The organism is Paenibacillus sp. DP01 (genome assembly GCF_044784315.1).
Classification (GTDB): Bacteria; Bacillota; Bacilli; order Paenibacillales; family Paenibacillaceae; genus Paenibacillus; species Paenibacillus polymyxa.
In genome coordinates, this window is record NZ_CP173059.1 from 4947653 (window position 1) to 4972400 (window position 24748).

The 24748-nt window shown below is 56.8% G+C and carries 4 protein-coding genes; all 4 read right to left on the reverse strand.

From position 1 onward, the window contains the following. Positions 1–165 precede the first annotated feature (165 nt). The 4 genes from ACH59B_RS21920 to ACH59B_RS21935 all read right to left on the reverse strand — a co-directional run bounded on the left by ACH59B_RS21920 (position 166) and on the right by ACH59B_RS21935 (position 24605). Positions 166–17520 (reverse strand): non-ribosomal peptide synthase/polyketide synthase, encoded by a 17355-nt coding sequence (locus ACH59B_RS21920; RefSeq protein WP_404302673.1) that lies wholly within the window; start codon positions 17518–17520, stop codon positions 166–168. A 230-nt stretch (positions 17521–17750) separates the two neighbouring features. Further along, entirely contained in the window at positions 17751–19484 is a 1734-nt protein-coding gene (locus ACH59B_RS21925) for an ABC transporter ATP-binding protein (RefSeq protein WP_029514286.1), read from the reverse strand. Next, positions 19481–21307 (reverse strand): ABC transporter ATP-binding protein, encoded by a 1827-nt coding sequence (locus ACH59B_RS21930; RefSeq protein ID WP_016818388.1) that lies wholly within the window; start codon positions 21305–21307, stop codon positions 19481–19483. The genes ACH59B_RS21925 and ACH59B_RS21930 overlap by 4 nt, the downstream gene beginning before the upstream one ends. Beyond that, on the reverse strand, positions 21297–24605 hold the full coding sequence (locus ACH59B_RS21935) for an amino acid adenylation domain-containing protein (RefSeq protein WP_103042596.1): 3309 nt from the start codon (positions 24603–24605) through the stop codon (positions 21297–21299). Before ACH59B_RS21935 ends, ACH59B_RS21930 begins: the two co-directional genes overlap by 11 nt. Positions 24606–24748: the final 143 nt, after the last annotated feature.

The window sequence follows — 24748 nt, forward strand, 5'->3', positions numbered from 1 at the left end:
ACGATTTCTGTTGTGTTTTGTCGATTTTCCAATAAATCGAAATAGTTACTCAGTGGCACTTGACGTCAGATTCCTGTGGTGGATTTTTCTTTTTCATTTTTAAAAAAACACCCGGCAGGATGCGTGCCGAGAGAAATACGGCATACACCCAAGCCGGGTAAGGGATTAGAAAATAATATCAATGGCCTCTAGCACATCTTGCTCCTGTTCGAATTGCCCGTTCAGGGAAATATCCTTCAACAGCACCGAAGGCTGTTCGCAAATTTGGGTGATGATTACGAGCAGGTCCTGAGCGAAATTGTCGATCAGATTGCGCGTAAACAACTTGGTGGCATATTCAAACTGCCCGTTCATTCCCTCATCCAGCAACGAAATGACCAAGGTAAGATCAAATTGGGAAACCGTATGAGTTTCCGGATAAGATTCGATCTTGATATCCCCGAAGCTTTGAACGTTATCTTCCTTGGTTTCCAAAGCAAACATGACATCGAATACAGGATTGCGGCTTTGATCTCGCGGCGCCTGCAGCTTTTTCACAAGCTCCTCGAACGGATAATCCTGGTGGTCGTAGGCCCCCAGCATCGTTTCTTTGACTTCGTTCAAGTAAGCGAGGAACGCCTTCTCCCCGGACGGATAATGGCGAATCGCCAAAGTGTTGACAAACATTCCGATGAGCGGCTCCAGGTCGGCATGTGTGCGGCCCGAAACCGGCATGCCTACAATGAAGTCTTCTTGTCCCGAGTACTTGCTGAGCAGGATTGAATAGGCCGCCAATAACACCATATAAAGGGTGGCACCGTTCTCATCGGCGATGCGCTGCAAGCTGTCGGTCATCTGCTTGTCGATGCTGAAAGGCAGCACATCTCCCTCAAAGCTGCGAGCGGCAGGTCTGACAAAGTCCGTAGGCAGTTCAAGCGTCGGCAGTTCGCCTTCCAGCACGTCCAGCCAGTAGGCTTCCTGACGTTTCAGCCGCTCTTTTACAGGTTCTGACTGCTGCCAAGCGGCGAATTCCTTGTATTGAATCCGAAGCGGTTCCAGAGTCTCACCGTTATACAGGCGCAGCAGCTCTTCGACGAAGATGCCCATCGACATGCCATCCGTGACGATATGATGAATGTCCAGCATGAGTAGATGCCGTTCCGCTTCCCATTCGACTAAGCCCACACGCAGCAGCGGCGGCCGCTCCAAATCAAAGACGCGCACAAAGCCGTCTACGATGCTCTTCGTTTCACTTTCCGTCGCTTTCGTATACTCGACGGCAAACTTCAAGTCCGGATAAATCCGTTGTACCGGTTCGCCGTCGACCATTTCGAAGCCGGTTCGCAAAATTTCGTGACGAGCTATCAATCCATTGAGCGCCGCCTCGAATTGATTCCGTTCCAAGCGCCCGACGAGAACCGTCATGCCGGACATGTTGTAGCTAAGCTCGGCGCCTTCCATCTGCTGCTGGATGTACAGCCGTTTTTGCACGGAGGAAAGCGGATAGTAATCCCTCTTATCCAGAACCGGAATGGAGAGGTGTTCTTGCCGCTCCAATTGGCTGATCGCCTCGGCCATCGCTTCGATGGTCGAGTGCCGGAACACATCGCGCAGTGGCAGGTCCACACTCAGTTCCTTGTGCACCTTGCTGACTAGCGTCGTCGCCCGCAGGGAGTGCCCGCCGAGGTCGAAGAAGTTGTCCGTCACGCCAATCGTGACCGGCCCGAGCACGCCCTGCCAGATGGCGACCAGTTTCGCCTCCAGTTCGGTGCGCGGCGCCACGTATTCGCGGCCTGCGCTTGCTCCCCCTTCCGGCGCCGGCAGCGCCTTCCGGTCGATTTTCCCGTTCGGCGTCAGAGGCAGGCGCTCCAGCTCGACGAAGTACGACGGGATCATGTACCCCGGCAGCTCGCTGGAGATCGCCCGTTTCAGGTCTGCCACCGTCAGTTCGCCATCCGTTGTGTAGTACGCGCACAGCGCTTTCTGCCCGTTCGCGTCACTTCGAACCAGCACCACCGCTTCGCGCACGCCTTCCACCCGCAGCAGCTGCGACTCGATCTCGCCCGTCTCGATCCGGTACCCCCGGATTTTCGCCTGGTTGTCGATCCGGCCGATGAAGTCCACGTTGCCGTCTTCCATCCACCGCGCCAAGTCTCCCGTGCGGTACAACCGCTCGCCCGCGGCGAACGGACTGTCTACGAACTTCTCTTCCGTCAGCTCCGGACGGTTCAAGTACCCGCGCGCCACTCCGACTCCGCCGATGACCAGCTCGCCCAGCACCCCGACCGGCACCGGATTCAGATGCGCATCCACGATGTAGAACTTGGCGTTCAGCCACGCTTTGCCGATCGGCACATTGCCTGTCTGCGGCAGCTTCGCCAGCTCCTCGTCGTAGAAGCTGGAGTCGATCGCCGCTTCCGTCACGCCGTATGCGTTGATGATCCGGAACAACGAGCCGAAGCGTTCCTGCAAGGTCCGGTAATCCGCCACGCTGCAGCTGTCCGAGCTCGTGATCAACAGCTCCATCCCGCTCATATCCAGTTGATGCTCGTGCACGTACTCCAGGAACGGCACGATCAGCGCCGGCGTCGATTCGAAGATCGTCACTTGCTGCTGGCTGATCCAGTAGTGCAGACGAGACGGATCGATCCGGTCGTCCTTCGGCACAATCACCATCGTGCCTCCGTTGTACAGCGTCCGCGCGATATCTCCCACGAACACGTCAAACGAGAAGCTTGCGAGCTGCAGCAGCCGCACCGGGAACTGATTCAACCGGTATTCCCGCCGGTAGCCCGCCGCCGTGTTCACCAGGCTGCGGTGCTCGATCATCACGCCCTTTGGCTTGCCCGTCGTTCCCGACGTGTAGATCACGTACGCCAGGTCCTCCGGACGGCATTCGTGCAAGTGATCATCCGCTTCCAGCGGCGCATTCGCCCGCTCCTCGCTGTACGACGCTTCGTCGTCCAGGTACAGCACCGCCGCCAGCCCCAGCTCCTCTTCGTCGAGCCAGGCTTCGGCGCGCTCTCGCAGCAGCGTTTGCGTCAGCAGCACCTTCGCTCCGCTGTCTTCGAGCATGAACCGCACGCGCTCCGCCGGGTAATCCGGGTCGAGCGGCACATACGCCCCGCCCGCTTTCCAGACGGCCAGCACGGCCACCAGCAAGTCCACCGAACGCTCGGCGAGAATGCCGACGATCGTCTCCCGGCCGATGCCGCTTGTGCGCAGCGTGGCCGCCAAGCGGTTCGCCCGCTCGTTCAGCTCTGCATACGTCAGCCGGTCATTCTCGTACACGACAGCTGCCGTTTCCGGCGTGCGCTTCGCCTGTTCCTCAAACAGCTGGTGGAACGCCGCCGCAGGAGCCGCTTCCGGCTGCGCCGGGTTAAACGCGCCGAGAATTTGATCTTTTTCCGCCGGTGTCAAAATGCCCAGCTCGGCAATCGTCGCCGACGGGTTACGGAGAATGGATTCAAGCAACTGCAAGTAGTGAGCGGCCAATTTCTCCACCGTTTCGGTTTTATAAAGAGCAGTGGCGTATTCAAACAGATATTCCAAGCCTTCCTCGATCTCTGTGACGTCCAAGCTGAGATCGAATTTAGAAACAATTTCTTCGCTGGCATACGTCGACAAATGGAGTCCGGGGAGCTGGATTTCCAAATTCTCTGTATTCTGCAAAGCAAACATCGTATCGAACAGCGGATTGCGGCTTAAATCGCGAGCCACATTCACCTTATCCACCAGTTCCTCAAACGGATAATTCTGATGTTCAAAAGCGCCCAGCGTCGTCTCCTTGATTTCCTTCAAGTAGTCAAGGAACGTCTTACCGGCAGCCGGATAACTGCGGATGGCCAGGGTATTGACGAACATCCCGATCAGCGGCTGAACGTCGCTGTGATTTCTTCCCGCAATCGGCGTACCGACCACCACGTCTTCTTGCCCTGTATACTTATGCAATAACATTGTATAACCAGCAAGCAGAACCATGTAAAGCGTTGCGCCGTTCTCGGCTGCAAGCCGTTTCAGACCCTCGCTTTTCTCGCTATCCATAAACAATTGCAGCGTGCGGCCCTCGTAGCTCTGCATAGCCGGGCGCGGATAGTCCGTCGGCAATTCCAAAACCGGCAGTTCTCCGCGGAACATGTCGAGCCAGTAGGCTTCCTGCTTGGCAAGCTGAGCTTTCTGCTCGTCCGATTGCTGCCATACCGCATAATCTTTGTACTGAATGCGGAGCGGCTCCAACTGCTCCCCGCTGTACAAGCGGACGAACTCTTCGATCAGTACGTCAACCGAAACGCCGTCAGATACGATATGATGCGTATCGAACATTAGAATGTGCCGGTCCGGCGCCAGTTCAGCAAGGCCTACCCGCAGAAGTGGCGGCTTCGCTAGATCAAACGGACGAACGAATTGGCGCACCGTTTCTTCTGCCTGCTCCTCGCTGATCTGCACATATTCCACCTGGAAGGCGGCTTCTTCGTAAATCCGCTGAACCGCTTCGCCTTTTACCATCTCAAAGCCGGTACGCAGCGTTTCATGACGAGCTACGAGCCCGCGGAACGCTTCTTCAAACCGCTGCCGGTCGAGCTCCCCTTCGAGCAGCATAGCTCCCGGTATGTTGTAGCTCAGCTCGGCTCCTTCCAGCTGGTTCAAGATATAGAGACGTTTCTGAGCGGAAGAGAGCGGATAATACTCGCTAGGTTCCGCAGCCGGAATAGCCGTGAACGAGCCGATCTCCAGCCGCTCCATAGCCGCGGCCATTTCTTCAACCGTCGAGTAGCGGAATACGTCGCGAAGCGGGAATTCAACGCCTAGCTCCTTATGCATTTTGCTGACCAGCGTCGTCGCCCGCAGGGAGTGTCCGCCGAGGTCGAAGAAGTTGTCCGTTACGCCTACCGCCTTCTCCCGAACAAGCACATCCTGCCAAATGGCGGCCAGCTTCGCCTCCAGTTCGGTGCGCGGCGCCACGTATTCGCGGCCTCCTGCCCCCCCTTCCGGTGCCGGCAGCGCCTTCCGGTCGATCTTTCCGTTCGGCGTCAGAGGCAGGCGCTCCAGCTCCACGAAGTACGACGGGATCATGTACCCCGGCAGCTCGCTGGCAATCGCCCGCTTCAGATCCGCCGCTGTCAAGCCTTCTTCCGCTGTATAATAAGCGCACAAAGCTTTCTGACCTTCTTGATCTTCCCTGACGACGACGACCGCTTCCTTCACGCCATCTACACTCAGCAGCTTCGCTTCGACTTCGCCTGTCTCAATCCGGTACCCCCGGATTTTCACCTGGTTGTCGATCCGGCCGATGAAGTCCACGTTCCCGTCTTCCATCCACCGCGCCAAGTCTCCCGTGCGGTACAGCCGCTCGCCCGCGGCGAACGGGCTGTCTACGAACTTCTCTTCCGTCAGCTCCGGACGGTTCAAGTACCCGCGCGCCACTCCGACTCCGCCGATGACCAGCTCGCCCAGCACCCCGACCGGCACCGGATTCAGATGCGCATCCACGATGTAGAACTTGGCGTTCAGCCACGCTTTGCCGATCGGCACATTGCCTGTCTGCGGCAGCTTCGCCAGCTCCTCGTCGTAGAAGCTGGAGTCGATCGCCGCTTCCGTCACGCCGTATGCGTTGATGATCCGGAACAACGAGCCGAAGCGTTCCTGCAAGGTCCGGTAATCCGCCACGCTGCAGCTGTCCGAGCTCGTGATCAACAGCTCCATCCCGCTCATATCCAGTTGATGCTCGTGCACGTACTCCAGGAACGGCACGATCAGCGCCGGCGTCGATTCGAAGATGGTGACCCGCTCCTGCTCAATCCAATGGTGCAGACGAGACGGATCAATCCGGTCGTCCTTCGGCACAATCACCATCGTGCCGCCGTTGTACAGCGTCCGCGCGATATCTCCCACGAACACGTCAAAAGAGAAGCTTGCGAGCTGCAACAGCCGCACCGGGAACTGATCCAACTGGTATTCCCGCCGGTAGCCCGCCGCCGTATTCACCAGGCTGCGGTGCTCGATCATCACGCCCTTCGGCTTGCCCGTCGTTCCCGACGTATAGATCACGTACGCCAGATCCTCCGAACGGGCTTCATGGAAGCTGTCGGCATTCATCCGCTCCTCGCTGTACGAAGTTTCGTCGTCCAGGTACAGCACCGCCGCCAGCGCCAGCTCCTCTTCGCCGAGCCAGGCTTCGGCGCGCTCTCGCAGCGCCGTTTGCGTCAGCAGCACCTTCGCTCCGCTGTCTTCGAGCATGAACCGCACGCGCTCCGCCGGGTAATCCGGGTCGAGCGGCACATACGCCCCGCCTGCTTTCCAGACGGCCAGCACGGCCACCAGCAAGTCCACCGAACGCTCGGCGAGAATGCCGACGATCGTCTCCCGGCCGATGCCGCTTGTGCGCAGCGTAGCCGCCAAGCGGTTCGCCCGCTCGTTCAGCTCCGCATACGTCAGCCGGTCGTTCTCGTACACGACGGCCGCCGCTTCCGGCGTGCGCTCCGCCTGTTCCTCGAACAGCCGGTGGAACGCGGCCGCAGGAGCCGCTTCCGGCTGCGCCGGGTTAAACGCGCCAAGAATTTGCTCTTTTTCCGACGGTGTCAAAATGCCCAGCTCGGCAATCGTCGCCGACGGGTTGCCGAGAATGGATTCAAGCAGCTGCAAGTAGTGAGCGGCCAATTTTTCCACTGTTTCAGTTTTATAAAGAGCAGTGGCGTATTCAAACAGATATTCCAAGCCTTCCTCGATCTCTGTGACGTCCAAGCTGAGATCGAATTTAGAAACAATTTCTTCGCTGGCATACGTCGACAAATGGAGTCCGGGGAGCTGGATTTCCAAATTCTCTGTATTCTGCAAAGCAAACATCGTATCGAACAGCGGATTGCGGCTTAAATCGCGAGCCACATTCACCTTATCCACCAGTTCCTCAAACGGATAATTCTGATGTTCAAAAGCGCCCAGCGTCGTCTCCTTGATTTCCTTCAAGTAGTCAAGGAACGTCTTACCGGCAGCCGGATAACTGCGGATGGCCAGGGTATTGACGAACATCCCGATCAGCGGCTGAACGTCGCTGTGATTTCTTCCCGCAATCGGCGTACCGACCACCACGTCTTCTTGCCCTGTATACTTATGCAATAACATTGTATAACCAGCAAGCAGAACCATGTAAAGCGTTGCGCCGTTCTCGGCTGCAAGCCGTTTCAGACCCTCGCTTTTCTCGCTATCCATAAACAATTGCAGCGTGCGGCCCTCGTAGCTCTGCATAGCCGGGCGCGGATAGTCCGTCGGCAATTCCAAAACCGGCAGTTCTCCGCGGAACATGTCGAGCCAGTAGGCTTCCTGCTTGGCAAGCTGAGCTTTCTGCTCGTCCGATTGCTGCCATACCGCATAATCTTTGTACTGAATGCGGAGCGGCTCCAACTGCTCCCCGCTGTACAAGCGGACGAACTCTTCGATCAGTACGTCAACCGAAACGCCGTCAGATACGATATGATGCGTATCGAACATTAGAATGTGCCGGTCCGGCGCCAGTTCAGCAAGGCCTACCCGCAGAAGTGGCGGCTTCGCTAGATCAAACGGACGAACGAATTGGCGCACCGTTTCTTCTGCCTGCTCCTCGCTGATCTGCACATATTCCACCTGGAAGGCGGCTTCTTCGTAAATCCGCTGAACCGCTTCGCCTTTTACCATCTCAAAGCCGGTACGCAGCGTTTCATGACGAGCTACGAGCCCGCGGAACGCTTCTTCAAACCGCTGCCGGTCGAGCTCCCCTTCGAGCAGCATAGCTCCCGGTATGTTGTAGCTCAGCTCGGCTCCTTCCAGCTGGTTCAAGATATAGAGACGTTTCTGAGCGGAAGAGAGCGGATAATACTCGCTAGGTTCCGCAGCCGGAATAGCCGTGAACGAGCCGATCTCCAGCCGCTCCATAGCCGCGGCCATTTCTTCAACCGTCGAGTAGCGGAATACGTCGCGAAGCGGGAATTCAACGCCTAGCTCCTTATGCATTTTGCTGACCAGCGTCGTCGCCCGCAGGGAGTGCCCGCCGAGGTCGAAGAAGTTGTCCGTTACGCCTACCGCCTTCTCCCGAACAAGCACATCCTGCCAAATGGCGGCCAGCTTCGCCTCCAGTTCGGTGCGCGGCGCCACGTATTCGCGGCCTCCGCCTGCTCCCCCTTCCGGTGCCGGCAGCGCCTTCCGGTCGATCTTTCCGTTCGGCGTTAGAGGCAGGCACTCCAGCTCCACGAAGTACGACGGGATCATGTACCCCGGCAGCTCGCTGGCAATCGCCCGCTTCAGGTCCGCCGCCGTCAAGTCTTCTTCCGCTGTATAATAAGCGCACAAAGCTTTCTGACCTTCTTGATCTTCCCTGACGATGACGACCGCTTCCTTCACGCCACCTACACTCAGCAGCTTCGCTTCGACTTCACCCGTCTCAATCCGGTACCCCCGGATTTTCACCTGGTTGTCGATCCGGCCGATGAAGTCCACGTTCCCGTCTTCCATCCACCGCGCCAAGTCTCCCGTGCGGTACAGCCGCTCGCCCGCGGCGAACGGGCTGTCTACGAACTTCTCTTCCGTCAGCTCCGGACGGTTCAAGTACCCGCGCGCCACTCCGACTCCGCCGATGACCAGCTCGCCTAGCACCCCGACCGGCACCGGCTTCAGATGCGCATCCACGATGTAGAACTTGGCGTTCAGCCACGCTTTCCCGATCGGCACGCTGCCCGTCTTCGGCAGCTTTTCCAGAGGCTCGTCATAGAAGCTGGAGTCAATCGCCGCTTCCGTTACGCCGTAGCTGTTAATAATACGGAACTGCGAGCCGAAGCGCTCCTGCAAGGTGCGGTAATCCGCTACGCTGCACGCATCCGAGCTTGTGATCAGCAGCTGAATCGAGCTGAGGTCCAGATCCTCGGCATGCACATGCTCCATGAACGGCACGATCAGCGCCGGCGTCGATTCGAACACCGTCACGGCGTAGTCGCGAATCCAGCCGTAGAGGCGGGTTGGATCAATCCGGTCGTCCTTCGGCACGATGACCATGGTGCCGCCGTTGTACAGCGTCCGCGCAATGTCGCCGACGAACACGTCGAACGAGAAGCTTGCCAGCTGCAGCAGCCGCACCGGGAACTGATCCAACCGGTATTCCCGCCGGTAGCCCGCCGCCGTGTTCACCAGGCTGCGGTGCTCGATCATCACGCCCTTCGGCTTGCCCGTCGTACCGGAGGTGTAGATGACGTAAGCCAAATCGCGCGGCTTGTTCACATTCGCCGGATTCGATGCGAGATCTGCCGCTAGTACGTTCTTCTCGGCTTCTGCCGTGGCGGACGTTTCGGCAGCAGCCGCTTGCGCCAAAGCCTCCGCCTCTGCGCCTGCTTCGCCCAAAGATTGTACACCCACAGCCGCTTCCGCCGCTCCGAGGCTGTACGTCGCGGCGTCGTCAAGCGCAAGCACCGTTTGCAGCACTAGAGCTCCGTCGCTGCGCCAAGCTTCCGTCTGCTCCAGCAGGCGGGTCTGCGTAAGCAGCACCGACGCCCCGCTGTCCGCGAGCATATACTCGATCCGCTCCGCCGGATAGTCCGGGTCGAGCGGCACATAAGCGCCGCCCGCTTTCCATACGGCGAGCACCCCGATCAACAGCTCCGCCGAACGATCGGCCAGAATGCCGACCACCTGCTCCGGCTTCACCCCGCGCGCCCGCAGTGCATACGCCAGACGATTCGCTTTGGCGTTCAGCTCCGCATACGTCAGCTTGCTGTCTTCGTAGACAACCGCCAGCGCTTCCGGAGTGCGCTCCGCCTGCTCCTCGAACAGCTCGTGGAACGTTCTCTCTCTCCACGACTCATCCGCTTCCAAACCTGTACCCTCTGCGGCGGGTTGCTTCGCAAGAGCCGAAGACGACACGTCAAACCCGACCAGCAAATCATGTTTTTCACTGTCCGTCAAGACATCCAAATCCGAAATCCGCGCACCCGGCTGAGCCAGGATCGACGTCAAAAGCTGCTCGTAATGACCTGCCAGCCGTACCACCGTTTCCTGTCTAAACAACGAGGTAGCGTACTCGATCTTGCAAACCAGTTCGTTATCGGCTTCCACGATATCAAAGCTAAGGTCAAACTTTGCCGTCTTTTCCTCGATGTCGAACAGCGACCATTGCAAGCCTTCCAGGGTTAAATCCAAGCTTTCGTGCTTTTGCAAAGAAAACATGGTGTCAAACAGAGGATTCCGGCTTAAATCCCGGCTCACCTGAAGAGCTTCCACCAGCTCCTCGAACGGATAGTCTTGGTGCTCGTAGGCTCCAAGCGTTGTTTCCTTCACTTCCTGCAAGTAATCCAGGAACGTCCGCTCCGCCGCCGGACCCAAGCGAAGGGCCAGCGTATTGACGAACATACCGATAATCGGCTGCAGGTCGGCGTGAGAACGGGCGGCAATCGGAGTGCCGACCACTATATCTTCCTGTCCCGCGTATTTATGAAGCAATACGGAGTACGCAGCCAGCAGAAGCATGTACAGCGTCGCCCCTGAATCGCCGGCAAGCCGTTTGAGAGCTTCGCTTTTCTCCGCATCCAGCGTAAACGTGAGCGTTTGACCGTCAAACTGCTGCACGGCCGGGCGGGAGAAGTCGAGAGGCAGCTCAAGAACCGGAAGCTCGGAGCTGAATACCCCACGCCAGTATTCCTCCTGCCGTTTGATGCGCTGGCGCTGCTCCTCGGATTGCTGCCAAACGGCGTAATCCTTGTATTGAATCCGCAGCTCCGGCAATTCTTCCCCATTGTAAAGCCGCACGAATTCGCGCAGCAGCACGTCCATGGAAAGGCCGTCGGAACCAATATGATGAATATCCAGTGCGAGCAGGAATTTCTCTTTCTCCAGTTCGATCAGCAGGGCGCGCAGCAAAGGCGGCTGGGTCAAGTCAAAAGGCTGAATGAAGCCTTCAAGAATGGCCGCAACCTGATCTTCGCTTGCTTGAAGCTTTTCGACCTTGAAAGCTACGAGCGGATGAATACGCTGAACCGGCTCCCCATTCACGATTTCAAAACCGGTGCGCAGCATATCATGCCGGGCCACCAAAGTAGTCAGCGCCTTTTCCACTTTGGCCTCGTTCAAAGCCCCTTCCAACTGCAAGGCACTTGGGAGGTTGTAATTCAGCTCCGAGCCATCCAGCTGGTGCAGGACGTACAGCCTTTTTTGCGCGGAGGAAACCGGATAGTACGCTTTCTCTTCCGCTTTCGGAATTGAGCTGTGCCGCGTTTCTTCCAAGCTGGCAATAGCCCCAGCCATCGACTCTACCGTCGTATAGCGGAACACATCGCGCAGCGGAAGTTCGACGTTCATTTCCTTCTGAATCTTGCTGACAAGGTTCGTCGCCCGCAAGGAGTGGCCTCCGAGCTCGAAGAAATTGTCCAGGACTCCAATGCCGGAGTAGCCCAGCACTTCCTCCCAGATCTTCACAAGCTGGGACTCCATCCGGTTACGCGGTGCTACATATTCGACGCCCGTCTGCAAGCTGCCTTGCGGTTCCGGCAGCGCTTTGCGGTCTACTTTGCCGTTGGCCGTCAGCGGCATGCGCTCCAGCTGCACGAAGTACGACGGGATCATGTACCCCGGCATTCCCTGGGCCAGCGAGGTTCTCATTTCGCTGACCGTCAGTGTCCGATCCGCCACAAAGTAGGCGACAAGCGCCTTCTCGCCCCCGCCGTCCTGACGGGCAAGCACCACCGCTTCTTCCACGCCCTCGACGTTCAGCAGCTGCGTCTCGATTTCGTCCAGCTCGATTCGGTACCCGCGGATTTTCACCTGATGATCGATCCGGCCCAGGTATTCGATGTTGCCGTCCGGCAGCCAAGCCGCCAAGTCGCCCGAGCGGTACAGTTTCTCCCCCTCCGCAAACGGGGAATCGACGAACTTCTCCGCCGTCAGATCCGGGCGGTTCAGGTATCCTCTCGCAAGGCCTTCCCCGGCCACGTACATTTCGCCCGCTACACCGATCGGCACAGGCCGACGGTTTTCATCAAGGACGTACACCCTCAGCGTCGGGATCGGCTTGCCGATATTGCTCTTCGCCGCCTCCATTTCGACCCACGTTATTTCCTTATACGTCACGTGAACAGTCGTCTCGGTAATGCCGTACATATTGATCAGCTTCGTCTCCGGGTACTTCGTCTTGAAGCCCTTGAGCAGCAGCGGACTCAGCGCTTCGCCCCCGAAGATTACGTTGCGAATCCGCAAATCGTACGGATGGTCCGTCAAGACCTCGCGCAGCAGCTGGTAGAAGTACGTTGGCGTCTGGTTCAAAATGGTAACCTGTTCGCGGCCCAGCAGCGCCAGGAAATCGGCCGGATTTTTCGCCGTGAACGACGGTACGATGACCAGCTTGCCTCCGTACAGCAGCGCTCCGTACATTTCCCAAACGGAGAAATCGAAGCAGAACGAGTGGAACAGCGTCCACGTGTCGGACGGCCCGAAGTCGAACAGGTTTTTGTCATTGAACAGGAGGCGCACGACGTTCTTATGCTCGATCAGCGTTCCTTTTGGTCTGCCGGTCGTTCCCGACGTGTAGATGACATAAGCCAGGTTGAGCGGCCCGGAAATCGGCTCCAGGTTCGAAGCGTCCAGCGCACCTTCGGAGTCCGCCCCTCTGTCGCCCCAAACGAAATCGTCCAATTCGAGGCGCGTTCCTACGAAGTCGGTCTTCTCGTGCAGATGCTTTTGAATCAGCAATAACGGCGCACCCGAATCCTCGATCATGAAGCGGATGCGCTCCTCCGGGTAGTCGGGATCGACAGGCACGTATGCTCCGCCTGCTTTGAGAATCGCCAGAATGCCGACGACCATATCGAGCGAGCGTTCGGCCAGAATCGCTACCAGCTGGTCCGCTTCTACTCCCGTCTCCCGCAGCTTCCGCGCAAGGCGGTTGGATCGCTCGTTCAGCTCGCGGTAGGTCAGCTGCCGCTCGTTCATGACGGCGGCCACGTTGTCCGGGTAAAGCTCCGCCTGCTCTTCGAACAAGCCGTGAATCGTCTGCTGCCGCGGGTAGTCCGCCTCTGAATCGTTGAAACCGCGCATCAGCTCGCGGATTTCCTCCTCCGTGAGCATTTCCAGCGAGGCAATATCCCCGTCCGGCGCTGCTGCGATGGTTTCGAGCAGCTTGTCATAATGTCTGGCGAACCGCTCCGCGGTCTCCTGTTTATACAAAGCCGTAGCGTACTCCAACCGACATTCGAGCTGACCGTCCATCTCCGAAATGTCCAAGAGCAGCTCGAACTTGGATGTTCGGTTTTCCAGCGGATAAAACGATTGCTCCAGCCCCTCGATGACAATTTGCTCGTTCTCCGTATTTTGTAGGGAGAAGAACGTGTCAAAGAGCGGATTCCGGCCGGTCGCGCGCGGAATGTGAAGACTTTCTACCAAGTCTTCGAACAAATAATTTTGGTGTTCGAAAGCCCCGAGCGTGATGTCCTTGATTTCTTCCAGGTACGAAAGGTACGGCTTGGAACGCTCCGGACGGCTGCGAATGGCCAGAGTGTTGATAAACATCCCTACGATCGGCTGCACTTCTTCCTGCGTTCTTCCGGCAATCGGCGTTCCTACGATCAGATCTTCCTGACCCGAATATTTATGCATAAGGATGGTGTAAGCCGACAGCAGCACCATGTACAGGGTCGTCCCTGTCCGTGCCGCTAGTTCTTTCAGCTTCTCCGTCCGATCTTTCTCGATATAAAACTTCACGGTTCGGCCGTCAAAGCTTTGCACCGCAGGCCGCGGGAAGTCCGTCGGTAGCTCCAAGACCGGCAGCTCGCCCGACAGCTGTTCTAGCCAATACTCCTTCTGCGGCTGGAGCATCTGCCCGTAAGCTTCGGAATGCTGCCAAACGGCATAATCTTTGTATTGAATGCGCAGCGGGGCCAGCTCCTCGCCCCGATACAGGCGGCTGAACTCGTCGAAGAGCAGCGCTGTCGAAATGCCGTCCGAGACAATATGGTGCATATCGAACAGCAGAATGTGGCGATCCTCGGCGACTTCGATCAGACCGATGCGGAGAAGTGGCGGCTTAGTCAGATCAAACGGGTGATAGTAAGCTTCCACCACTTGCTCCACTTCCCGCTCGCTCGCTTGGAAATAATCTACAGCAAAATCCAACCCGTCATAGATGCGCTGGACAAGCTCGCCTTGAACCTGCTCAATCCCGGTACGCAGCGTCTCATGGCGCTGAATCAGCGCCCGGAACGCGTGCTCGACGCGCGTGCGGTCCAGCTTGCCTTCGAGAAGAAGCGCCGCCGACATATTGTAGCTGCGCTCGGCCCCGTCAAGCTGGCGCAGGACGTACAGACGCTTTTGCTCGGATGAAACCGGATAGTACTCGGCCTCAGCCGCCTTTGTAATCTCATACGTCTCCTGCTGCCTTAAACCGCCGATTCTTTGGGCCAGCTGTTCGATCGTGGTGTAGCGGAAAACTTCCCGCAGCGGAACCTCGACTTGCAGCTCTTTCCGAATCTTGGAAACCAGCGTGGAGGCCCGCAAGGAATGACCACCCAAGTCAAAGAAATCGTCTTGAACTCCTACTCGCGCAATACCCAGCACCTGCTGCCAAATGAGAGCAAGTCTTGTTTCCAGCGTTGTGCGAGGAGCCACATACTCACGGCCTACTTCTACCTCTCCGGTCGGTTCAGGCAGCGCTTTACGGTCAATTTTGCCGTTCGGCGTGAGCGGAAGCTTATCAAGAGACACCAGCCGGGCCGGGACCATATGAGCCGGCAGCTCTTGCTTCAATTGGGACAGCAGATCGCTCAGCTGCAAGGAAGCATCCGCCCCCACGTAACCGCACAAATACTTTTGTCCCTGCTCATCCGTACGGTCGGTCACCACAGCCTGCTTGACGCCCGGGAAACGCAGCAGGGCCGTTTCAATTTCGCCGAGTTCGATCCGGAACCCGCGAATTTTCACCTGATAGTCGATCCGGCCGATGAAGTCCACGTTCCCGTCTTCTAGCCAGCGGGCCAAATCGCCTGTCCGGTACAGACGTTCGCCCGGCACAAACGGGCTGTCCGCAAACTTCTCGGCGGTTAGATCCGGACGGTTCCAGTACCCGCGCGCCACCCCGGCGCCGCCGATGACAAGCTCGCCCGGAACCCCTACAGGAACCGGCTTTAACGCAGCATCGACAATGTAAAACCGGGCGTTCAGCCAAGCTTTGCCGATCGGCACATGACCCGACGGCGGCAGCTTATCCAGCGGCTCACCGTAAAAGCTGCTGTCAATGGCCGCTTCGGTAACTCCATAGCTGTTGATGATGCGGAATTGTCCGCCGAATCTTTCCTGCAGCAATCGGTAATCGGTGACACTGCAAGCATCCGAGCTGGTAATCAGCAACTGCATGGAGCTAACGTCCAGCCCTTCTTCATAAATATGCTGCATGAATGGCAGGATGAGCGCAGGCGTCGATTCGAATACCGTAATGTTTTGGTCCCGAATCCAGCCGTATAAGAGGTTCGGATCAATCCGGTCATCCTTCGGCACAATCACCATCGTGCCTCCGTTATACAGCGTCCGCGCAATGTCTCCGACGAACACGTCAAACGAGAAGCTGGCCAGCTGCAGCAGCCGCACCGGAAACTGATCCAACCGGTACTCGCGACGGTACGCATCCGCCGTATTCACGAGACTACCGTGCTCAATCATGACGCCTTTCGGGCGTCCCGTCGTACCCGAGGTGTAAATCACATAAGCCAAGTCTTGCGGGGCGCTGTCGGCAGATTCAAATTCCACGGCTAAGGCATCCCCGTTATAAATCTGTTCATCGTCCATGGCATAGACAGCTTGAAGCTTCAGCTGGTCATCGGCCAACCAACCTCCGGCCCGCTCCAACAGATGACGCTGCGTAAGCAGCACCGATGCATCGCTATCGCTGAGCATGTACTCAATCCGCTCCGCCGGATAATCGGGGTCCAGCGGTACATAGGCTCCGCCGGCTTTCCAAACGGCGAGCACCCCGACCAGCAGTTCCACCGAACGCTCCGCCCAGATCCCCGTAATCGTCTCCCTTCCCACGCCCTGTTCGCGAAGGAGAGAAGCCAGCCGCTCGGCGCGTTCGTTCAATTCGCCGTAGGTCAGCTGTTTGTCCATGTAGACGACTGCCGGATGATTTGGAATTTCCCGAGCAAAATTTTCAACATACCGATGAAACGCTTCTCCCTCGCTCAGCCCTGCCACCGGCGGGTTAAAAACATTGAGAATGCGGTGTCTCTCCTCATCGCTCAGCAGAGAAATCTCGCGTACCGGCAGTTCGGGACTCTGAAGAAACTGGTCCAGAACGGTTACATACTGTTCCATAATCCGATCAATCTCGGCCGTCTCGAACAGACCCGTACGATAGGAAGCATGGAGAATTACATGGCCTTCATTCAGCATATGGTCGAAGCGCAGCAGCAAATCGTCCATCTCGTGCCTAGCGAAGTGAGCCTCCAGGCGTACCTTGATTTCTTCGTACTCCACGATTTTCAAAGGCAGATATTCCAGAGACGTGCGGAACAGCCCCGAAAGATCGTTGCGGCCGTGTTGTTCGCGTAAATCCTGGATCAATTGGTTATAAGGGTATTTCTGATACCGCAGATCCGCCGTATTTTCCTTGGAAACCGTTTGGATCAAGGAAAGCACGTTCCTGTCTGGATTCAGACGAATCCGCGTAGCCACGGTGCTGACGAACATGCCGATCGTTTCTTTTTCCTTCTTGCTGGTGCGATTGGCGAAAACCGTGCCGACCGGAACATCGGTGCTGTCGGTCAGCTTGTACAATAAGGCGTACATGGCGGACAGAAATAACGTATATAAGCTGACCTGATATTGTTCGCTGAAGGCCAGAATGCGTTCATACCGGGAACCGTCCAAAGTGATGGACAGTTTATTGGATTCGCTGCCGATCGAGAATGGCGGATACGATTTAATGCCGGTCGTTTCAGGCAAAGTGTTGTACTTTGTCAGCCAGTATTCCTTGCCTTTTTGATAACGCTGCGATTGCTCATATTCACGCTCCGAGGAAATATAATCTAGATAGGAAGGGGGCTGGTAACTGCTGGAGATGCCTTTGCGCAGTTCCAGGTATTTTTCCATCACCGCATGCAGCAAAGCATTGACGGACAAGCCGTCGGCAATAATATGATTTACCGTCAAATTGAGCCATACTTGGCCGTTCGCAAAATGGATAATCGTAAATTGGTAGAGGTGTTCGTCGAACACGCTGGCCGGTTTTTCGCTTACTTCTTTCACCCAAGCATAGAATTGTTCGGTTGTGCCTATTTCGAGGCGGCTTATCCTAGCTTGGACATTCTCCGGCTCTTCGAACCACTGCGTTGGATTTTGCAAATCCCCGCTAATGCGGATTCGGAAAACGTCATAGGTTTTGACGATCTCTGCCGCCGCTTGCTTCAGAAGCTGTGTGTTGATCTCGCCCGTAATCTGGTAGGTCGCGGAAAGCATCGTGATGGACGTTCCCGGATTCATAATTTCCATGAACCATATTCGGCGCTGGGCTTGCGTTAATCCATATTGCTCGTTGGTATCCTCTCTCACATCGACACACTCCCGGTTTAGAGATTCTTTATAGATAGGCTTTGTACCTAGATGTCACTTAGTCACTCTTAGAAGAACCGCGCAGGCCATTCCCGGAACGGCTCCTTCGGACTCTTCCTCCTTTTTCGTGTCTGCGTTTTCTGGTAACTACCGGTTATAAAGTAATACCTTGGATTGCTAAAAGACTCTGTCGCATTCGCGAGCAAGAAGCCGCCCGCCGTAAAGCGGGTCTAGCCGTACAGCCGGGCGTAATAACCTCCGAGCGCAATCAGGTCCTGATGGCAGCCCCGCTCGACGACCGTCCCTTGGTTCATGACGGTAATCAAATCCGCATGTTCCACGGTGCTGAGACGGTGGGCGATCAGGATGGTGGTGCGCCCTTTCATCAATACGTTCAGGGCCTGCTGTACCCAATGCTGGGATTCGTTATCCAGCGCGGAAGTCGCTTCGTCCAGCAGCAGAATCGGGGCATTTTTGAGAATCGCCCGTGCGATCGCAATTCGCTGCCTTTGTCCGCCCGACAACGACGCTCCTCTCTCTCCCACCGGCGTTTTATACTGTTCAGGAAGTTCCTGAATGAAATGATGAGCGTACGCCGCTTTGGCCGCTTCGATCACTTCTTCATCCGTTGCATCCAGGTTGCCGTAGCGGATGTTTTCCTCAATTGTGCCGGTAAACAAGAACGGCTCCTGCGGAACGTATGCAATCTGCCTGCGGATTTCGTCCAGCGTGTAATGGCCGAACGGTTTGCCTTGGAGCAGGATTTCTCCGCTGTCCACAGGATAAAAGCCGAGCAGCAGCTTGATCAGCGTACTTTTGCCGCTGCCGCTGGCCCCCACGATAGCGGCGACCTGTCCGGGAAACACCTGCATGGAGATGTCGACAAGCACCTTTTTATCCGCCTGATAGGAAAATTCCACATCGCGAAACTCCACCGCAGCCTCCGACACGAGCTCGCTGTGAGGAGATCCCAAACGCTCCGGTTCCTCTTCCTCTCTTAGTACTTCTTGAATCCGGTGAGCGCCCGCGAGCGAATTTTGGGTCATCGACAGAACCGTCCCCAAGTTCAACAAGGCGTGCGTCAGATTCACTTGCAGAACCGCCAGGGCGGCGACGCTTCCCATTCCCATCAGTCCGTAGGCATAAAGAAGACTGCCGATGACGATGATGCCGCAGAACGTGACGTAGCTGATAAAATGATTCACCGCAGCCTGCATGCCGTTCTTCTGCGCGGTTTGCCGAAGCGTCTGCGTCATTTGTTCGTTCAACGCCTCGTACTGGCCGTAAATCGTGCGGATGCGGAACAGCTTCACAATTTGAATGCCGCCCATAAAATCTTTGAATTTTTCGGTCATTTTACCGAGCGTTTGCAAGCCTTGTTCGGACAAGGCGCGAATATCCCGCGCAAATTTCAGGCTGACCACGGAGGACAGCAGCAGAATGACGAAGGATACACCGGCAAACCGCCAATCGATCAACACCATGGAGACAATGGAGCCGATGCAAAAGACAACTTGAAGCAGCAAAACAAAGTAAACCTGCGAGAATGTAAACTCAACGGTCGTTACGTCATTGTTCACCCGCGACAGCAAGTCCCCATGGTGCGTCTGCTCCAGGAATCTCGGCCGCACCCGGCACAGCTTTTCATAAAGACGTTCGCGGATATTCAGCACAGTCAGCTCGACACTACGCTGGTATAAGTAAATGAACCAGGGAGAAATCACATTTTCCAGGAACAAGGCCGCGCCCAAAATAATAAAGGCTTCCACTATCAGGGACGTATCTCGGGACACGGCGAAATCAACCAAGTTATGTACGACCAAGCTGAAGGCGATCAGGAACAATGTCTGGGTGAGCGCCGTCACTGCCAGGCCAATGGCGTACTGGGTTTTGCGCTTGCGGTTCATAAACATCAGCAAGTAGCTTAGTTCTTTCACTTGCGAGAGCCATCCGCCCTTTTTCATGTGTACGCCACCTCCCTGCGTTCGGCAGACTCGGTAAATTCCTGATAGTACGACTGGGCGTACAGTCCCTTCATCTTCAGCAATTGTTCATGAGTGCCCTTTTCAACAATACTCCCCTGTTCCATGACCCAAATTTCGTCGGCGTTTTGTACTGTAGAAAGCCGGTGGGCAATAATCATCGTCGTTCTCTGCTTCATCAATACGCCCAGCGCTTCCTGAACCGCGCTTTCCGACTCCGGATCAAGAGCCGACGTTGGCTCGTCCAGTAGCAGAACGGGAGCATCCTTCAGAAAAGCCCGGGCCATTGCAATGCGCTGGCGCTGCCCGCCGGACAAAAAGCCTCCGCGCTCTCCGACATACGTCTGGTAGCCGTCGGGAAGCTGCATAATGAAGGAATGCGCCTGAGCGGCTTTGGCGGCTTCGATAATCTCGTCCATCGACGCTACTTCCCGCCCGTAGCCGATATTTTCAGCGATCGTGCCGCTAAACAAATATGAATCCTGGGTTACCACGGAAAAATGCGACCGAAGCTGCTCCGGATCGGCGCCGTGGATCAGGCTGCCGAACACGCGGATCTCGCCCTGGTCCTCCGCAAGCGGATAAAAGCCGCATACAAGCTTAAATACCGTGCTCTTCCCTCCGCCGCTCGCTCCGACAAGCGCGATCGTCTTCCCTTCCGGCACCGAGAAGCTAACATTCCGCAGGATCGGGGAGCTCTCCTCATACCCGAAGGTTACGTTCTGAAACTCGATGGGGGCGGCGCTCGCTTTCGGAAGCGAACGACCATTTTCCATTTCGGTCGGCTGCTCGACGATTTCGGAGACCCTTCTCAGGGCACCGGTCATTTCGAACGTCCGCGTGATGAGCTCGGGAATATGCTCCAGCGGTTCCAGACACAGATTCAGCAAGTACAGGAAGGCGATCAGCTCTCCCGCTCCTAGCTGCCCTTTGTAGATCAAATAGCTTCCGTAACTGACGGCGAAAATGATCGGGCTGATCATCAACGTGGAAAGCAGCGGGTTGACCCAGGCTTCCCGCTTTTTCACGGCCAGCTTTTTTTGGGCCGTCAATTGCAGCAGCACTTGGTAGGAGCGAGATAACATGCCGGATAGCAGGTAGCTTTTTACAATAGGCATGCCCCCAAGCGTATCCTGGAGGTTGACGTTCATTCGGCCCATGTTCGTCTGGGCTTCCTCCGTCAACCGCTCCAACTGCTTGCCGATCCATTGGGAAACCAGCAGCGCTACGGGAAATAACAGCAGGCTGTACAGCATCAGCTCCCATTGGAGGTAGAGCAAATAAGCGAAACAGCCGATGAACAACAGCGGATGATAAAACCACTGGGCGAGGTCCCGAATCATAAACTGCTGGATGAGCTGCAGGTCGTTGTTGATCCGCGACAATACGTCGCCGGAGTGCTGCTTTTCTAAATAGGAGACCGGGAGTTTACCGATATGACGCATGACATGGTTGCGGATATCCTGCACCGCAGAGGCGCTGCTTCGCTCCACGCCGAAGCTCATGAAAAACTTCGCCGGCACACCGATCAAGATGACCACAAAGACCGCGTACACGATTTGCAGAACGATTGGCCCCGCCCCCTTCTCGGCCTGGGTGGTCAGCTGCTCGATCAAACTTCCCGTCCATATCTCAATAACGGCGGCGGCAATCGCGGACAAGACACCGACGATCATCCAGCCTTTGTGACGGCTTACATAGGACATCAGCCAGCGGAACGCTTTCCAGGCGGCGTAAGCGGTTTGGCGCTTGAAAGGCGCCGCTGTGCCTTGTTCTTGAACAGACGGCTGTCGGTCAGCTTCCATGCAGTACCCCGGCCTCCGCTTCGATCTGCCGCTTGACTTGCTCTAAGATGTCCCGGATGACGACGGCCGTTTCGTCCACGCGCGCGAGTTCCAGCAATTCCTCGTGCGCACCCTCCAGCCGGTAATCGGCGTAAGCTTGCGTCGTTGCCCCCCGCCAGGAAGGCAATTGGTGCTCCAGGCGGAACGCTTCGCTGTCCTTCGCAATCAGTTCGTAAATCCTGGCCGGGATCGTGCCGGAATTAATGAGCTGCGCTTCGTACGCCAAGGTCGCTTTGACCTTCCGATGAACCCGCTCCCGCACGAGCGGGTTGCTCATTAATTCCTTCTCTTCTTCGTCGAAATCGGCAAGCGTTTCTTCAAGCTCTTTCTCCGACGTTTCGGAAGGCGTCAGCGTGTGCTTAATCCACGAGTCCACCATAAGCACGTCTGTTACGGAATACCCTCTTTTCTCCATCGTTTTGGCTACCTCGAACGTCAGGTTTCCTCCGAAGCAGTAGCCGAGCAGCACGTAAGGTCCTTCCGGCTGGATGCGGACGATCTCGTCCACATAACGGTTCAGCATGGCCTCGTAATCGACGGCATCGTCGATAAAATCAATGCCGTAGAGCACGGACCGACCGTCGAGCCTGCTTGCGAGCTCTCGGTAACCGATGCCGAAGCCGCTGCCCGGAGGGAAGCAGAACACGTTCAGATTTCCTACTTTATTCAGCTTAATGAAGGAGTCTCCCCCTTTATCCAGGCCCAGATCCCCCTCTCCGAAAGCCATGGCTTCAACTGTTACATTGTGGAATTGGCGGTTCAGCGGTATCTCGATGCCCGTTTCATCGTAAACGGCTTGAACGAGCCTCATCAGACTTAACGAATTGCCACCCAACTCAAAAAAGTTATCCTTTACGCCGACCTGCGGAACGCCAAGCGTATCCTGCCAGACGCGGGCGATCTTCATTTCGAGCAGCGTTCTCGGCGCGACATATTCCGTTCCTCGGGCCGCGGCTTCCTCCGGCGCGGGCAGCGCTTTGCGGTCGATTTTCCCATTCGGCGTCAGCGGCATCCGCGAAAGCTGCACGAGGTGCGAAGGAATCATATACCCGGGAAGCTGCTTGGCGAGCTCCTCCTTGAGTTCATGCACCGCCAGCCTCGTTTCCGCAACGTAGTAAGCGACAAGCTGCTTTTGGCCGTTCGCGTCGTCGCGGTCGAGCACCTTGGCTTCTTGCACGGCGGCGATCTTCAGCAACTGCGTCTCGATTTCGTCCAGCTCGATCCGGTACCCGCGGATTTTCACCTGATGATCGATCCGGCCCAGGTATTCGATGTTGCCGTCCGGCAGCCAAGCCGCCAAGTCGCCCGAGCGGTACAGTTTCTCCCCCTCCGCAAACGGGGAATCGACGAACTTCTCCGCCGTCAGATCCGGACGGTTCAGGTATCCTCTCGCAAGGCCTTCCCCGGCCACGTACATTTCGCCCGCTACACCGATCGGCACAGGGCGGCGGCTTTCATCAAGGACGTACACCCTCAGCGTCGGGATCGGCTTGCCGATATTGCTTTTCGCCGCCTCCATTTCGACCCACGTGATTTCCTTATATGTAACGTGAACCGTCGTCTCGGTAATGCCGTACATATTGATCAGCTTCGTCTCCGGGTACTTCGTCTTGAAGCCCTTGAGCAGCAGCGGACTCAGCGCTTCGCCCCCGAAGATGACGTTGCGAATCCGCAGATCGTACGGATGGTCCGCCAAGACCTTACGCAGCAGCTGGTAGAAGTACGTTGGCGTCTGGTTCAAAATCGTGACCTGTTCGCGGCCCAGCAGCGCCAGGAAATCGGCTGGATTTTTCGCTGTGAGCGGCGGTACGATGACCAGCTTGCCTCCGTTCAGCAGCGCTCCGTACATTTCCCAGACGGAGAAATCGAAGCAGAACGAGTGGAACAGCGTCCACGTGTCGGACGGCCCGAAGTCGAACAGATTCTTGTCGTTGAACAGGAGGCGCACGACGTTCTTATGCTCAATCAGCGTTCCTTTCGGTCTGCCGGTCGTTCCCGACGTGTAGATGACATAAGCCAGGTTGAGCGGCCCGGAAATCGGCTCTAGGTTCGAAGCGTCCAGCGCACCTTCGGAGTCCGCCCCTCTGTCGCCCCAAACGAAATCGTCCAATTCGAGGCGCGTTCCTGCGAAGTCGGTCTTCTCGTGCAGATGCTTTTGAATCAGCAATAACGGCGCACCCGAATCCTCGATCATGAAGCGGATGCGCTCCTCCGGGTAGTCGGGATCGACAGGCACGTATGCTCCGCCCGCTTTGAGAATCGCCAGAATGCCGACGACCATATCGAGCGAGCGTTCGGCCAGAATCGCTACCAGCTGGTCCGCTTCTACTCCCGTCTCCCGCAGCTTCCGCGCAAGGCGGTTGGATCGCTCGTTCAGCTCGCGGTAGGTCAGCTGCCGCTCGTTCATGACGGCGGCCACGTTGTCCGGGTAAAGCTCCGCCTGTTCTTCGAACAAGCCGTAAATCGTTTTCCCCCGCTCGAACCCGGTTTCGGTGTCATTAAATCGCTTCAGCAGCGTCTCCCTCTCGTCTGGGGACAGCACATCGGCTTGTCCAAGCTCCAGATCCGGCTGAAATAAAAGCACGGACAGCAGCCGAACAAGATGGTCGGCCGCCTGTTCTACAAATGCCCGCTCGTACCGCTGCCCGTCAAAGCTTATTTCCAGCTCGATGGAGTGGTTTTGGCGGTCGAAGCGAAAAACCGTATCGGCCGCCACCCGGTTACCCAGCGGTTCCGGATGAATCGGGGCGAAGGATGCGACGGTGTTGACGACCGGGAGACCGTCCCCCGTATAGTCCAGATGGAGCGGCTCCACCATTTTCCGAAAAGGCAGGTGCTGATGCTCCAGCGCCTCGCCGATGGAGGCTTTGATGCCCCCGAGCAGCGTTCTAAGCGTAGTCTCGCGGCTTACGGACGTCTTGATCACCAAGATGTCATGCGGCGGCGGAGTCCCGTCGGGGTCTGCGCTATAAGAAGGCATCCCGACCAGCACTTGGTCCCGCCCGGTATATTTGAACAGCAGGCTTTTTACTCCTGCTAAAACAATCATGTACAAAGCCAAATCCGAACCGTTGGCAAGGCAAATGATTCTCTCCGAGATTTCGCTCGGCAGAGTACGGTGAAGCAAACCCGGCTCGGCCGCAGCTTCCCCGTCGGCCGATAATTTGGAGGATTGACTGTAGGGAAGGAAGCTCAGGCTGTCATCGGCGTCAAACTTGCCGCTCCAGTACCGTTCTTCCTTTTCAAACAAAGATTTCATTCGTACCTCCCCTAAAAATGAAGTGACCGCATGCCCCGGCGCAGGTCCGAAAAAGCTTGCTTTCGGCCTGCGCGTTTACGGGCTTGGACGTTGTTCGCCGTCTTCCTTGGGATGCGCGCCGCTTTCGTTTGACGGCGGAGGCG